At 38.8% G+C, this 14,733-nt stretch carries 14 protein-coding genes and 1 pseudogene; 4 read left to right on the plus strand and 11 right to left on the minus strand.

Annotated elements, in window-relative coordinates:
- Positions 1 to 66 precede the first annotated feature (66 nt).
- The 7 genes from purT to R3X26_RS07905 all read right to left on the minus strand — a co-directional run bounded on the left by purT (position 67) and on the right by R3X26_RS07905 (position 7,789).
- Positions 67 to 1,242 carry a formate-dependent phosphoribosylglycinamide formyltransferase gene (gene purT, locus R3X26_RS07875; protein ID WP_317716677.1) on the minus strand — a complete coding sequence of 392 codons (1,176 nt, stop codon included), beginning with the start codon at positions 1,240 to 1,242 and terminating at the stop codon, positions 67 to 69.
- A 205-nt stretch (positions 1,243 to 1,447) separates the two neighbouring features.
- Positions 1,448 to 2,335 carry a cytidine deaminase gene (cdd, locus tag R3X26_RS07880; RefSeq protein WP_317716678.1) on the minus strand — a complete coding sequence of 296 codons (888 nt, stop codon included), beginning with the start codon at positions 2,333 to 2,335 and terminating at the stop codon, positions 1,448 to 1,450.
- Between the two features lie 470 nt (positions 2,336 to 2,805).
- Complete coding sequence (locus tag R3X26_RS07885; RefSeq protein ID WP_317716679.1) at positions 2,806 to 4,158, minus strand: DEAD/DEAH box helicase; 1,353 nt, start codon at positions 4,156 to 4,158, stop codon at positions 2,806 to 2,808.
- A 175-nt stretch (positions 4,159 to 4,333) separates the two neighbouring features.
- Complete coding sequence (locus R3X26_RS07890; RefSeq protein ID WP_317716826.1) at positions 4,334 to 5,023, minus strand: LrgB family protein; 690 nt, start codon at positions 5,021 to 5,023, stop codon at positions 4,334 to 4,336.
- Positions 5,023 to 5,385: a CidA/LrgA family protein gene (locus tag R3X26_RS07895; protein WP_317716680.1), complete on the minus strand. Its 363-nt coding sequence runs from the start codon at positions 5,383 to 5,385 to the stop codon at positions 5,023 to 5,025. The genes R3X26_RS07890 and R3X26_RS07895 overlap by 1 nt, the downstream gene beginning before the upstream one ends.
- Before the next feature lie 56 nt (positions 5,386 to 5,441).
- On the minus strand, positions 5,442 to 6,866 hold the full coding sequence (gene sbcB, locus R3X26_RS07900; RefSeq protein ID WP_317716682.1) for an exodeoxyribonuclease I: 1,425 nt from the start codon (positions 6,864 to 6,866) through the stop codon (positions 5,442 to 5,444).
- 89 nt (positions 6,867 to 6,955) lie between these two features.
- On the minus strand, positions 6,956 to 7,789 hold the full coding sequence (locus tag R3X26_RS07905; RefSeq protein WP_317716684.1) for an NAD(P)H-binding protein: 834 nt from the start codon (positions 7,787 to 7,789) through the stop codon (positions 6,956 to 6,958).
- A gap of 269 nt (positions 7,790 to 8,058) precedes the next feature.
- Here R3X26_RS07905 and R3X26_RS07910 point away from each other — a divergent pair, with 269 nt between their 5' ends.
- Both R3X26_RS07910 and R3X26_RS07915 read left to right on the plus strand, forming a co-directional pair.
- Positions 8,059 to 9,012, plus strand: a complete 954-nt coding sequence (locus R3X26_RS07910) for a lactate/malate family dehydrogenase (protein ID WP_317716685.1) — start codon at positions 8,059 to 8,061, stop codon at positions 9,010 to 9,012.
- Positions 9,013 to 9,351: 339 nt separating this feature from the next.
- Positions 9,352 to 10,383 (plus strand): succinylglutamate desuccinylase, encoded by a 1,032-nt coding sequence (locus tag R3X26_RS07915; RefSeq protein ID WP_317716687.1) that lies wholly within the window; start codon positions 9,352 to 9,354, stop codon positions 10,381 to 10,383.
- A 121-nt stretch (positions 10,384 to 10,504) separates the two neighbouring features.
- Here the strand turns inward: R3X26_RS07915 and R3X26_RS07920 are convergent, their stop codons facing one another.
- Positions 10,505 to 11,287 (minus strand): sterol desaturase family protein, encoded by a 783-nt coding sequence (locus R3X26_RS07920; RefSeq protein ID WP_317716688.1) that lies wholly within the window; start codon positions 11,285 to 11,287, stop codon positions 10,505 to 10,507.
- Positions 11,288 to 11,370: 83 nt separating this feature from the next.
- On the opposite strand from R3X26_RS07920, the gene R3X26_RS07925 reads away from it, so the two are divergent.
- Both R3X26_RS07925 and nagK read left to right on the plus strand, forming a co-directional pair.
- Positions 11,371 to 12,126, plus strand: coding sequence for a tRNA-uridine aminocarboxypropyltransferase (locus R3X26_RS07925; protein WP_317716690.1), 756 nt, complete (start codon positions 11,371 to 11,373; stop codon positions 12,124 to 12,126).
- Positions 12,127 to 12,301: 175 nt separating this feature from the next.
- Positions 12,302 to 13,216: an N-acetylglucosamine kinase gene (gene nagK, locus R3X26_RS07930; protein WP_317716692.1), complete on the plus strand. Its 915-nt coding sequence runs from the start codon at positions 12,302 to 12,304 to the stop codon at positions 13,214 to 13,216.
- Positions 13,217 to 13,316: 100 nt separating this feature from the next.
- On the opposite strand, the gene R3X26_RS07935 is transcribed toward nagK, so the two are convergent.
- The 3 genes and pseudogenes from R3X26_RS07935 to mobA all read right to left on the minus strand — a co-directional run bounded on the left by R3X26_RS07935 (position 13,317) and on the right by mobA (position 14,716).
- Positions 13,317 to 13,577: a DUF2960 family protein gene (locus R3X26_RS07935; protein WP_317716693.1), complete on the minus strand. Its 261-nt coding sequence runs from the start codon at positions 13,575 to 13,577 to the stop codon at positions 13,317 to 13,319.
- Between the two features lie 7 nt (positions 13,578 to 13,584).
- Positions 13,585 to 14,100 (minus strand): annotated as a pseudogene (mobB, locus tag R3X26_RS07940) (molybdopterin-guanine dinucleotide biosynthesis protein B); the annotation flags it as partial.
- Positions 14,087 to 14,716, minus strand: coding sequence for a molybdenum cofactor guanylyltransferase MobA (mobA, locus tag R3X26_RS07945; RefSeq protein WP_317716695.1), 630 nt, complete (start codon positions 14,714 to 14,716; stop codon positions 14,087 to 14,089). The pseudogene mobB and the gene mobA, both read right to left, overlap by 14 nt.
- Positions 14,717 to 14,733 lie beyond the last annotated feature (17 nt).

Consider the following 14,733-nt stretch of genomic DNA (forward strand, 5'->3'; position numbering starts at 1 on the left):
AAGTGAGCTCGAATTTGAGCCCACTTTTGTTAGTAGCTAATAGTGAATGATCTAATTCTATACTTATTAGTACACTATTTTTATTTTAGATGCGGCTGATATAGCTTGATCAATTGCCTTATCCAGTTTTTTACGTTGGGCGAGGGCGACACCTAAGCGACGACGACCATCTATATCAGGTTTAGCGAACAAACGAATTTGAGTTTTCGGTGCGCTTAATGCTTCATCCAAACCAGTATAACGGATGTTATCTGAAGTTCCATCTCCGAGAATTACTGCGGAGGCGGCTGGACCATGTTGAACAATTTTATTAATAGGCATTCCAGTGAATGCTCTGACATGCAAAGCAAACTCAGAGAGTTCTTGCGAAATCATCGTCACCATACCGGTATCATGTGGTCGTGGTGATACTTCACTAAAGATAACCTTATCGCCTTTTACAAAGAGTTCAACACCAAATAATCCGTATCCTCCTAAAGCATTCACGACTTGTTCAGAGATGTACTCTGCGGCTTTCAGCGCAATATTAGACATAGCTTGTGGCTGCCAAGATTCTCTATAATCGCCATCTTCTTGTCTGTGGCCAATTGGCTGGCAGAAATGAACACCATCAACGGCTCTTACTGTAAGCAGTGTTATTTCATAATCAAAATCAACAAAACCTTCAACAATTACTCGTCCGGCTCCGGCTCTACCACCTTCTTGTGCGTATTCCCAGGCCGTTAAAATGTCATCTTCGGTTTTTATGACACTCTGTCCTTTGCCTGAAGAGCTCATGACTGGTTTTACAACACATGGCATGCCGACATGTTCGATAGCTTGTTTAAATTGCTCTAACGTATCAGCAAATTTATATGGAGAGGTTAGAATCGAAAGTTCTTCTGCAGCTAAACAACGGATACCTTCACGGTTCATTGTTAACTTAGTCGCATTAGCGGTTGGAACAACATTTAAGCCTTGGGCTTCTAGCTCAACTAACGTGTCTGTTGCAATAGCTTCAATTTCTGGCACAACGTAATCTGGTTTTTCAAGTTCAATTATTGCTTTTAAGGCTTCGCCATCAAGCATATCAACAACATGGCTACGATGTGCAACTTGCATTGCAGGCGCATTAGGATATCGATCACAAGCGATTACCTCTAATCCTAGTCGGTGACATTCTATTGCCACTTCTTTGCCTAGTTCTCCAGAACCTAATAATAAAACTCTAGTCGCGCCTGTGCTTGTAGCAGTACCCAGCATTGGAAAATCCTTCATTATGATCAAATTGCAAGGATAATACTGGATCTTGAGAATTCCGCAATCGTTTGCTTGTCAAATACGATCGTTTAGTTGTGAAATGCAACAGTTTGCTTTTAACGTATAAGCATTTACTGATTAAATATTAGAAAAAAGCCTTAAATAAATTAAGGCGTTGAAGGATTTATGCAGTAATTGACAATTCAAGCTATATCGAGATATAAGTCAACGGAATATCAGGATTTAATGCGTCTAATGTTGCTTGAGTTCCATCAATATTATGAATTTTTCCCGTTGCTAATTCAGCAAGTGCGGCGGCTGTTATTTGATTAAACGATTTCCCAGCCATCAAAACTTGTGCTAATGCTACTTGTAGAGGAGGAAGGCTAGGGTTAAATGCGGCGTTTTCTGCATAAGAACCGAGAAATACACTACCATCATCAAGTTTTAACGCAACACCACTGAAATTGCCTGAATAAGGTGCATGGCTGTAGTTTAATGCTTTTAGTGCGCTAAGTACTAACGGGTCGGATTCTTTTGTTTTATAACTCAACAATTTGCCATCCATTAGGCGACTAGGAATATCAAGATCAGCAGGCCCAAAGGAATCGGGTAAATATTCTTGCAGTGACATTTCTTGTCTTTGTGGCAGTTGGATCTTAAGGTCCTGGGCGGTAGTCAACTCATTCATAAACTGGCGGCAGTGACCGCAAGGGCTGTAATTGATGGTAATATCTTTTATGCCTGTTTCACCTTTCATCCAAGCATGACTTATTCCAGATTGTTCAGCATGTACGGTTTGACTCATTTGAGCGCCTATGAATTCCATATTTGCACCAAAATACAATTTACCTGACAGACCTCGCACAATTGAACCAACATAAAACTCTGAAATTGGTGCATAAGAATAGGCGGCAGCAAAGGGAAGAAGAGACAGTCTCAACGCTTTATCGCTTAATCCCGAACATTGTAAAAGTTGTTCAAACTGTTCGGGTGTAATGGTCGCGTCAAAATTACCTGATTGAATGAGGTTATTTAAATAGTCAGCAACAGGTTGTGGTGCACTATCGAGTGCTGCATTTAATCGAGTCTTCATATTCGGTCCTTTAAAGGGAAGTACCAACATTTTAGCTAAAGCAAGTTGAATTACAGAGATCTTTGTCACATATTGCATTGCAATGAGATCTAATTTTTCATAAATAGAGTGACATCACATGGATTTAAGTAACAAAGTCGTGATTGGTGTACGTTATTATTGTTATGTAATCATCGGTAACTTACTGAGCGAAATTATGATGTTATCTAAATTACCACGTTATCTGAATCGGATGTAATATGATAAATAGTCTCTAAATAATAGAGATGAAAAATCTAGCAATATGAAGGGACGTAATAAATAGGAAGTATAAAGCGTTGTAGCAAAGCGTGGCTGGTTTATTTGCGGAGAGACAAGTAAGGCAGGTGATATTGATTTGTTTCTATCATAAAGTTGCACGCTATACTAGCCAACCATAGAGCTAGCGCCAATGCGTTAACTCTACTTGTTTATTGCGACGATGATTTGGTTTATTTAGTCGGTCTTCTACGTTTTGATGATGCTTGATTATTGGTGTTGTTCGTGTTTTTGTCTGAACCGTTAACTGAAAAATGACGCTTATTTTTACTGGCAGGTTTATGGCCACGAGCCATATCGGTAGAACGCTGTCCATCACTATGGTTTGTTTTGGGCTTTTTGGCTTTTTTAGCTTTAATTGGACGCTTATTAAGGTTTGATTCCGCTAATGGAACATTGGGCGTAAAACCTTGCACTTCAACTCTTGGGATGATTTTTTGTATCAATCTTTCGATACCAAATAGGTCAGCAATTTCGTCATTTGCAACAAGTGAAATGGCTTTACCAGCTTCTCCAGCTCGACCAGTACGACCGATGCGGTGTACGTAATCTTCGGCGACATTTGGTAAATCAAAATTGACCACTTGCGGAAGTTGTGGAATATCAATGCCGCGAGCTGCTATATCCGTCGCAACCAGAGCTCGTACTTCGCCTGATTTGAAACCGGCCAGCGCTTTAGTCCGAGCCCCTTGGCTTTTATTTCCGTGGATAGGCGCAGATTTAATCCCTTGTTTATCAAGATAAGTGGATAGACGATTAGCCCCGTGTTTTGTTCGGCTAAAAATGAGCACTTGTTGCCAATCATTGTCTTTGATCAGCTTGACTAGTAATGCTGACTTTCTAGATTTTTCCGCTGGATACACAAGTTGTTCTACTGTTGTTGCGGTTGAGTTTTCTTGGTTGACTGAAATCTCTAACGGATCGTTAACTAATCCTTTGGCTAACGTGCGGATCTCTGGTGAGAAAGTAGCCGAGAACAGTAAATTTTGGCGTTTATTGGGCAGCAAAGCCAAAATCTTTTTAATGTCTCTTAAAAAGCCCATATCTAACATTCTATCTGCTTCGTCTAGAACCAGAACTTCTACTTGCGAAAACTTAACCGCATTTTGGTTATAAAGGTCAATGAGTCGCCCTGGTGTTGCCACTAGAACGTCACTACCTTTACGAAGTTGTTGCATTTGAGGATTTATCTTTACTCCACCAAATACAACCATAGAAGTTAATGGCAAATATTTACTATATGTTTCAACACTTTGTTGGACTTGTGCAGCGAGTTCTCTGGTAGGTGTTAAGATCAGGGTTCGAATATGGTTGCTTTTAACTTTTGTATTACCAGTCAATTTTTGTAAAATTGGCAAAGTAAAACCTGCCGTCTTACCTGTGCCGGTTTGAGCCGCAGCCATGACGTCTCTCCCATCTAATACGGCAGGAATAGCTTGTTGTTGGATAGGGGATGGTGTGTCGTACCCTTGTTCTTCAATTGATTTAAGAATAGGAGTAGATAAACCTAAAGAGTTAAAACTCATAATATGTTGATTCTCGATTAATAATGGCAAATTAGATGGCAGAAAAGGCACGCATATATGCTTACATGAGTGGGTACAAGTCCCACGCGTTGGATATTAGCAAAGTGAGCGCGCATTCTGAGCTATTTAGTTACTGAACACAAGCCAAGTTTATATTCAGTGGTTGATTTGGCGTTTAACCGTTAATCAACACGTTTAACCACTCTATGTAACTATAGATTACTGGGGCAAGAATAGAGGTGATTACACCGCATAGTACGAGTGCCAGTGAACTAAATGCACCATCCTTAGGATCTTTTTCTATGCAGGTTGCCGTTCCCAATGCATGAGATACTGTACCCATGGTCAATCCTCTTGCAATAGGGTGAGTTACGTTTAATATTTGATAAATTGGATAAGCGAATATTGCACCAAATGCACCAACAATAAGAACTAGAATAGCAGCTATAGCAGGTTCTCCACCTAGGTGACTCGATATTTCCATTGCAATCGGAGTCGTGACCGATTTACCCATAATACTCGCCACCAACGACATATCTGTTTCAAGCAAGACTGCAATGGTCGCAGAACTAAACATAGATAACGCACTGCCTATTCCGCAAGCAAGAAAAATAATTTTCCAGTTTTGTTTAATAGAGGGAAATTGTTCGTATAGAGGATAAGCAAGCGCGACTACTGCCGGTTGGAGTAAATAAACAAAAATTTCGTTGTCTTTCTGGTACTCAACATACGGGATATCCAATAACAACAAAACTGGAATTATAATCATTAAACTAATTACTAATGGATTAGCTAATGGGTTATTGAGTTTTTTTGCTGCAGCTCTAGCAATAAAAAATGTACCGACCGTAACCCATGCCCAAATCATGAATCTTCCTTTAAACTTTTTTGTAAAACCAAAGCGAGGAACACTATCATAACTAGGGTGCCTCCGACCACGCTAACTAAAATTGGAAAAGCGTTGTTAGCAAGCATTTCATAATGGTCGATTAAACCAACACTGATTGGGATAAACAATATGACCATATAGCGAATAAATACATTGGCTGTTGGTTTTATCCATTCTGGTGAAATAATGCCACTCATCATGGCTAAAAAAAGTAATATCATCCCAATAATGCTACCCGGGACAGAGATATTTAACCAATGCTGAATTATATTGCCAAGCGACAATGCGAGTAAAATCATTGCAAGAGAAAAGATGTATTTTAGTAGCGTTTGTATCATTGTTTAATAAGACTCTAATTATTCGGGATGTTAAAAAATCTAGTTGTTTTACGATGTTAGGAAACCAATTGTTCTACATAATTATAAACAGACTTCAAAATGCGCATTTTTTTCTCATCGTTTTCATGCTCATGAGCTAGGTTTTCTAAATTTAAAATATAATCGGGCAATGAAGCTTCAAAATAGTCTCTGCAGGTGCTTGCCCAGCGTAGTTGTTGTTGTTCATCTAAAGTCTCAAGGTAGTTTCTTGCTTGATAATTGAACAACAAAGGAGCAATTCGTTTGTCACCAAACTGAATATCCAAAGCCGCGAGATTTTCTGGTTTTGTTTCAAGGATAATGTCCATCGCCGTTCGATCTGCTGGGGTGAAAAAACCGGAGTAAAGCTGGCTATCGACGTTTTGGTTATCTGGATACTCTCTTTCAACAGAATATAGATCGACTAGCTTTTCTCGAATCTCAGGATGGTTTTTTATTAAGGATAGATTCTGTAGACACTGCTCTCTATTGATACCGATACGCTCAGCGTTATCTGAAGTTAATGTTTTAGCAGGAGCAAGAATAGGGCACTTATTTAAATGCACTAATTTTAGTGGAATTGGCAACTGATTGGGTAATAGCTCATCGCGTTTTGTGTACATACGTTGGCGAATTTCGTCACTCGTTAATTCCAATAGAGGCGTTGGGTCCATAGCAAGATTAATGGTTATGACGGCGTTTTGATTTTTAGGGTGCCATGCCACTGGGACAATCCAACTTGTATTTGAGCAATTTACACCAAACATACCCGACACATGAACTAGCGGGGTAAGATTTACAATATCAATAAGTTCATTTAACTTTCTTTTATGCCGCATGTTAAATAAGTAATTAAACAGTTTCGGCTGCGCAGCTTTCAACTTTTTCGCTAATTCAATGGTTGCTATAACATCGGCCATCGCATCATGCGCATTTTCATGTTCAATACCATTGGCTTTGGATAGCTTCTCTAACTTGAATGTAGGCTTACCTTCTGAATCAATTGGCCAATTGATTCCTTCAGGGCGAAGGGCGTAACAAGTGCGCATTACATCGAGCAGATCCCAACGAGAGTTACCATTTTTCCAACTCCAAGCGTAAGGGTCATAAAAATTTCGGTATAAGGTAAAGCGGGTAACTTCATCGTCAAATCGAATGCTATTGTAACCTAAACTTGTTGTGTTGGGTGTAGAGAGAGCTTGGTGTATTAACTTAATAAATTCCGGTTCAGCTAAGCCATCTTTCATTGCCTTTTGTGGAGTAATGCCTGTGATCAGCGCTGCCTCAGGTGAAGGAAGGTAGTCACAAGGCGGTTGGCAATATATAACGAGAGGTTCGCCGATAATATTAAAATCCATGTCTGTTCGAACACCTGCAAATTGGCTTGGTCGGTCTTTTGCGGGATCAGTTCCCCAAGTTTCATAATCAAACCAAAAGAATGTCGGTTGTTCGCTTGTGTTCATAATATGTCTTTTATTCCTAATTTAACGGCCACAGAAGGGTTTATCGATCGGTATTATAAGGTATTAACTGCTCAGTAGATGAATTTAATTTATCCTTTATCGATCAGTTTAATCATCTCACAGCTATTTAAGCGGCACCTTTGGTGCAATGTTCTGTTTTTGTGTGATGAGTGCTTATTTTGTTCATCGAGATTTGAGCCATGATTACTCGATGTCAGGGAGGGCTCTGATGGCGATTGAGCAGTTGATAATGCTAATATCATCGCTTTTGCAACATGTTTGGCATCGATTGGTTTAAAGTTGGCTAAAGGACCAATAAGTAATGGGCGTAACATCGCCAGTACGACTTGCAAAACTTGCTCATCTTTTCGTACTTGATTTCTTTTACCTAATAATGGACCAGGTCTAACGAAAACTACTTGCTCAAAGTTCAGATCCAATAGGTTTTCCTCCATGTTACCTTTGCATTTTAGATAATGAAAAGGAGAGCGACTATCCGCACCGAAGCTAGACACAACCGCAATTTTTTTGACGCCAAGCGATCGCATTGTTTGAGCTACTTGGGTTACTAAGTCTACATCTACCGCTGCTAAAGCTTGCTTACTGCCGGCTTGTTTTTTAGTCGTCCCTAAGCAAATAAAGCCCATATCTGGTTTGGGAGTTGTTTCATTCCAATGAGTGATGGCTAAGTTAGAGTCTTGGATTTGGATCAATTTTGGATGCTGAATCGGGACTGGGCGCCTTACCAAAGCACTGACAGAACTTATGTCATTCGAGACTAACAATTGTTTGACCAGTTCTGAACCAATTAACCCTGTTGCGCCTGCGATAATCGCATTGACGCTATTGGCCGCTTTTTTATCGTTTGAATGCGTATCGGCAAAATGTTCGTTGGTATTTGGTTTAGCGACAAAAGTATCCATATCTTTCCGGTAGATAGTAAAATAGAACAATAACGTAATCTAACTATTAGTCAATTGTATCTAAAGTCAGATTAGATAGCCTTTCGACTAAGAGATAAGTTTGTAATACAGATTACAAATGATACTACTTCACTAAATATAGTAAATCAAAAACGCATGTAGCAGAACATTCTGCTAAATAGCTGGTTAAGTAGTTATATTGATTGATTTGGTCAATATATTTGGGGTATTGTTTGTTTGGTTTGTTATTATTTTCATGGAGAGAAAATATGAAAATTGGAGTTATTGGTGCGGGTTCAGTCGGTGTCGGGATCTGTAATTACATGTTAACACTTGGTAGTGTGAGTGAGTTGTGCCTTTTAGATCTGAATAAAGAACGAGCTCAAGGCGAGATTCTAGATTTTAGTCACACCAACGCATTAACTTTTAGCAAAAATACTCGCCTTCAAGCAGGTGACGATTATGCCATGTTGCAAGGTGCCGATATTGTAGTGATTACCGCAGGAGCACAGATAAAGGCTGGTCAGAGTCGGTTAGATTTAGCCGAAATCAACAGTAAAATTTGTGTTGATATCGCGAAGAAGATAGAGAAAGTTGCTCCAGATGCCATTTTGATTGTGGTGACTAATCCTTGTGACATTGTCACTTATTTTATCGCTGCAAATACCAGTTACAACGCATCCCAGATTATCAGTGCTGGCTGCTTAATTGATACGGCTAGATTAATGACTATTGTGGCTAAAAAGGCTGAAATCGATCCAAAAAATGTGTTTGGTTATGTGCTTGGTGAGCATGGCAGTAACTGTTTTACACCAAAAAGTTTGATCAGTATCGCGGGTCAACCTGCCGATTATTATTGCGAAATGAATGGAATAGAGAAAATTGATGCTGATGAACTACTCGATCAAGTTCGTCAAGCAGGCTACGAAATTTTTACCAAAAAACAAAATACTACACACGGTATAGCGGCAAGTGTCTTTAGGATTGTTCAAGCCATTTTGATCGATGAAAAATCGGTTTTACCCGTAGGGACGTTAGTTCAAGGTCAATATGGTTTAAGTGATGTTGTTGTCAGCTTACCGACGATTGTTTCTAGCAAAGGTGCAGAAAAAATTCTAATTCATCCATTTGAAAAACATGAAAAACAACGCTTAGATTATATCGCTTCTCAGTTGAAAACACTTATTGCTGATGTTGCTGATAAAACCGGATTGATGCGCTGACTTAGCCCTAATTTTGTTGTCTGTTAACGTCAAAAGCTTGTTTGTTGTGAACAAGCTTTTTGAATATTAGATAAAATTGCAAGGTATGGAAGATTAAAAAGCCGATTGGATCACTGAAGTCGGATAGAAATCCTTCGATTAGGTGAATTTTCTTTATTAGAGATTGATTCAATAAGTCTAGAAAGTTACTCTCTTATGTCTTATCAAGTGACGCTTCAAATAAGATAGCGGATAGTAATGTATGTACAGTTTAGATGTTACTAAGGCTTATTTTGAATTTTGTTACACTAATTATAGCTCGTTGGTTAATACAAGACCTGATGTAGTGAGGAGTTACACATGGCACAGTCGCTGTTTCGTCAATCTTTCTTAAATGACAGTTTAGACATAGAAAATAAAATGTTACCGAAACAGATCCAGCTTTCTACTGGGGTTACGATCCGAGTGTTAAAAAGAGGTGTTGTTGAAGTTATTCCTTCTAAAGTACATGAAGATAGTAAAGCGATTGTTCTGTCAGCGGGTATTCATGGTGATGAAACTGCGCCGATGGAGCTACTTGATCAACTTGTTGATGACATTTTAAATCAAAAATTAAGTGTACAACATCGTATTCTTTTTTTACTCGGTCATGTCGAAGCAGCTATTCAACATACTCGTTTTATACAAGAAAATTTAAATCGCTTGTTTGACCACAAAGCGCATGATAGTAGTGTTGAAACTAAAATAGCTAACGATATTAAACAGTCGATAACGGAATTCTTTCAAGATACAGCAGAAAGCCAACGTTGGCACTTGGACTTACATTGCGCTATACGTGGTTCAAAACACTACACTTTTGCGGTAAGCCCTAAAGTAGCGAAAGCAAATAACCGTAGCCGTGAGTTAATTGAGTTCCTTCAAAAAGCTCAAATAGAAGCAGTATTATTGTCAAATTCTCCCGCTAGTACATTGAGTTGGTACAGTGCCGATAAATTCTCAGCACAAACGCTAACAGTAGAACTAGGTAAGGTGGCACGATTTGGTCACAATGATCTTGGATTAATTAGTGACTTCAGCCAAGCCTTGTATGGATTATTGGCTAACAATTTAGATCGTTTTGCACCGTCTCCGCTGATTACTTACCGAGTAACACAGTGCATCAAACGACATACAGAAGATTTTGACTTTACCTTTAGTGACGATGTAGAAAACTTTACTCAATTTGAGCATGGACAAGTCTTAGGTCATGACGGTGATAAGTTACTTTTTGCTAAAGTTGATCAAGAAGCCGTGGTATTCCCAAACAAAAAGGTAGCGTTGGGTCAACGTGCGGCTCTGATGGTAACGCCCGTTGAAACTAGGTACCAAGATGACCAATTAGTTTACGATTGATTCCAACATGCTATTCATATGTTAACGAGCCTTTAATTCATAAATGGCTGTTTATAAATCAATTGTTTATTAACAGCCATTTTAGCTTTTCAAATACTGAATTTATAGACTAAAGGCATGTTTAACGAAAAGGTTGAGTCAGCATCTTATCTAAATACTGCTCTCTACTCTGTCTAAACTCAGGCACCCCTATTAAACAGTTTTCATGGCCACCCGTTGGCTGACTGATATAAGTGTTAAAAATACGATCCCATATGGAGAGAAAGAAACCAAAATTTGAGTGGGTTTCTTTGACCACGATGGAGTGATGTACTCTATGCATATCAGGGGTTACGATAACTTTCCTCAAGATTTTATCTATTGCTAACGGCAGTTTGGCATTGCTGTGATTAAACATGGCGCTGACATTTAATACGATTTCAAAAATGACCACCGCTATTGCTGGAGCACCGAGTAGCATTACGCATGCAATTTTTATCCATACAGAAAGAATGATCTCGATTGGGTGAAAACGAGAGGCGGTAGTAACATCAATATCTTGATCGGTATGATGGACACGATGCAAGCGCCATAAAATAGGTAACCGGTGAAATAGCAAATGTTGCAGATAAATGGCCATATCAAATAGAACAACGCACACAACTATTGCCATCCAGTTTGGTATTTCAATTAAATTGAACAATCCCCAGCTCTCTTTATCAGCAATTAAAGCCGCTTGAAAGGCTAAAATTGGCATGATGACCGCGAGCAAAAAACTATTGGTAAAGATTAAACCAAGATTGCTCAACCATCTTATCAGTTTGTTTTGGGATAATTTTTTCCTAGGGTAAAGATATTCCCAAAGGGCAAATAAACAGAAAAACCCAATAAAAAATGACAAACGAATAAGCGAAGAATCTTGCATAAGTAAAACCTAATGTATTTGTAATTACCGATACTCTAAGTACAATTGCGCCAACTTGCTACTACTAATTAGTTTAAAAAAACATGCGAATTCATTCTGTTCATAAATTGATACAGTACAGATTATCAATATCGACTAAGCAATTTAACGCACGCGGTTGCAAAGTTGTACGCTGTCAATATTGTCAAATTGAACAACAATATTGTATCTGTGATTATCAACCTAATATGGATAGCTCACTTTCTGCCCTTATTTTAATGTCACCAAGTGAAGTATTAAAACCAAGTAATACCGGCCGTTTAATCGCCGATGTAATTAAAGATACTCATGTATTTCAGTGGCATAGAACGGAGCCAGACAATGCGTTACTTAAATTACTGGAGTCTCCGTCCTATTGCCCAGTAATTGTATTTCCACAACAATACGTTACCGAACCAGAACGTATTATTCGCCCTTTAGAATTAGAGCAATTGACTCTGAATAAAACGAGTGATGATTGTTTAACAAAAAATAAGCGTTTGTTATTTGTTTTTATCGATAGTAATTGGCGTGAGGCAAAAAAAATCTTCCGTAAATCTTCATACTTAAGCGGATTACCAGTGCTATCTATTTTACCCGACAAAGTGTCAGAATACGTAATGAGAAAGTCAGATAATGAACACCACCTCTCAACCGCTGAAGTAGCCAGTTTAGTCATGGAAATAGCAGGAGATCGTGAAGCAGCTAAAACACTACAAGCATGGTTTGAATTATTTCGTGAAAGCTATCTGTTGAGCAAAACCCGTATGCTTAGAGATTTAACTCGCCCAGCGTTAAAAAACTACTTGAAAGGTCTGTAGATAACCACGTGATTAAAAAGCCCTTAATAATAGAACCGTATCGTATTTAATTTCAGCTAACAAAATAAGGGCAAGATCACGGTATGCGTAACTTGACTCATGGATAATATCGACTTTTATTTGTGAGTTTTTATTTTTTATTGGTATTTTTAAGCGGATTTTTGGGAGAAACTACATGTATTACGGCTTTGATGTCGGTGGCACTAAAATTGAGTTTGGTGCGTTTAATGAAAAATTGGAACGTGTTGCGACAGAGCGTGTAAAAACACCCTCTGATGACTATCAATTGCTGATAGACACGATTGCCGACATGGTAAAGAAATATGACCTTCAATTTAACACACAAGGAACGGTTGGCTTGGGCCTACCTGGAATGGAAAACGCCAAGGACGGCACGGTGTTAACTGTCAATATTCAAGCGGCCAAAGGAAAACCATTACGGGCCGATCTTCAGCAAGCGATTGGTCGCAGTGTAGCGTTAGAAAACGATGCAAACTGTTTTGCGCTTTCTGAAGCATGGGATGAAGATCTGCAAAACGAAAAATCGGTTGCTGGATTAATATTAGGCACAGGTTTTGGTGGTGGATTTGTTTTTGATGGTAAAGTTTTTTCTGGCCACAATAATGTAGCCGGCGAAGTAGGGCATATGCGTTTACCTATTGATGCATGGTTTCATTTGGGCGATAGTGGCGTGGCTCCTTTGTTTGATTGTGGTTGTGATAAAAAAGGGTGTTTAGATAACTACCTATCTGGTCGTGGATTCGAACTTCTTTATGCTCACTATTATGGTGAAAAGAAAAAAGCGATTGATATTATTCAAGCTCAAGCAGACGGTGAAGCAAAAGCGGTTGAGCATGTAGAGCGCTTTATGGAGTTAGTGGCGATTTGTTTTGCTAATTTGTTTACGGGCCTTGATCCTGATGTGGTCGTTCTTGGTGGAGGGTTATCTAATTATGATCTGCTTTATCAAGAATTACCGAAACGTATTCCAAAATATTTATTATCAGTCGCAACATGCCCTAAAATTATCAAAGCCAAACACGGTGACTCTGGTGGTGTACGTGGCGCTGCATTTTTAAATATCAAATAACGAAAATTGAATCAGCTTTCACTCAGTAACTCAGTTTTTAGCTAGATAAGCCTTAATATATCATTGAGGCTTATCGGTTATTTATATCGGTAAGGAATGGTTATTTTTCTCCAATACCACGATTGGTTTTTTGAGCTAGCGTTATTTTATCAAAACCTAATTTTTTAAAGTAATTATCTCGATAATCGCGCACGGCTTTTGTTGACGATACCGCTTCAACCTGCTGTTCCATTTTCAAAAAATCACTAATATCTAATCCTTCCGCTTCAGCCACAGCTTCTTGGATAGTACGATGTTTTTCATAAGAAAAGGGTAATGTTTTTTGCTGTTTTTTATAGATATATATAATGGTTCTAGTCATTTTGGGCCTTGTGAAAATTATGTACATACGTAGTAACAAACGAACTTACTGCGTGTATATCATTTATATCAATTTGTGGGAGTGTGCTATCAACAGCTGAATCGGACGCAATAGCGATAATGTTTGGATCTTGTGTATATAACCAAGGCTTATTCAGCGCTTCACGATGCAGTTCAATTTTAGGGAAGTCCAGAGATTTGCATCCTTCTACCAAGATCAAATCAAGCTTAGAATGGTCAAACATATTCAGCAGATAATCGAAACTTGCTTCTTGCTTTGGTGTTTCTGTAAAAAGCACATGACGTTTGGCTGAAGCTACCAACATTTGGTCTGCTCCTGCTTTTCTTAAACGATAGCTGTCTTTTCCTGGTGTATCTAGGTCAAAATCATGATGTGCGTGCTTAAGAACAGCAACACGAAGACCCCGTTCTTTGATTAGAGGGAGAATCGCTTCTAACAATGTGGTTTTTCCGGTTCCACTATACGCAGCGAAGCCGAGCAGTGGTAAGTTAGGCTTGTTCATCTGAAATATTACCAATCTTTGTCGTATGTGCGAAACTAGGGATCGTGTTGTAGGTGTCCAGTTGTTCAGGTGTGTTGAGATTAACAAAGGTTTCTGGAATATCAGAAAAATCGACATAGTGGACATTGCACTGTTCGAACAGTAATTTCATTTTTCGATCTCCTTGATTAAGAAACCTTTCTAACTTGTTCAACATATTACGATTCCAGACACTAAAAACAGGTTGCGGATAAGTACCATCATGAGCTACGTAGATATCAATATTATTGTCTAGGTTTGCGCTAAGACGAGACACTAAGGTAGTCGGTATGTTGGGTGCATCACAAGGAGTAAAGCCAACCCATTGGCTTGTATTGCGCAATAACGAGGCATGTATCCCTGCTAGTGGTCCTTGAAAACCGGATATTTTGTCATTATACACGTCTGTTATTTTATTGTACTCACACTGATTGCGGTTGGCATTAATAGCAATCTCAGTGACTTGTGGCGTCAGTTTGTCATAAATCAACTTAACTAAAGATTGATCATTTAACAAGAGTAAACCTTTATCACAGCCACCCATTCTCGACGCCTGTCCGCCAGCCAAAATTACCCAACTTAATTTATTATTTGTCATTTAATTATTTATATACC

Source organism: Vibrio sp. TH_r3 (assembly GCF_033101115.1).
Lineage (GTDB): Bacteria > Pseudomonadota > Gammaproteobacteria > Enterobacterales > Vibrionaceae > Vibrio.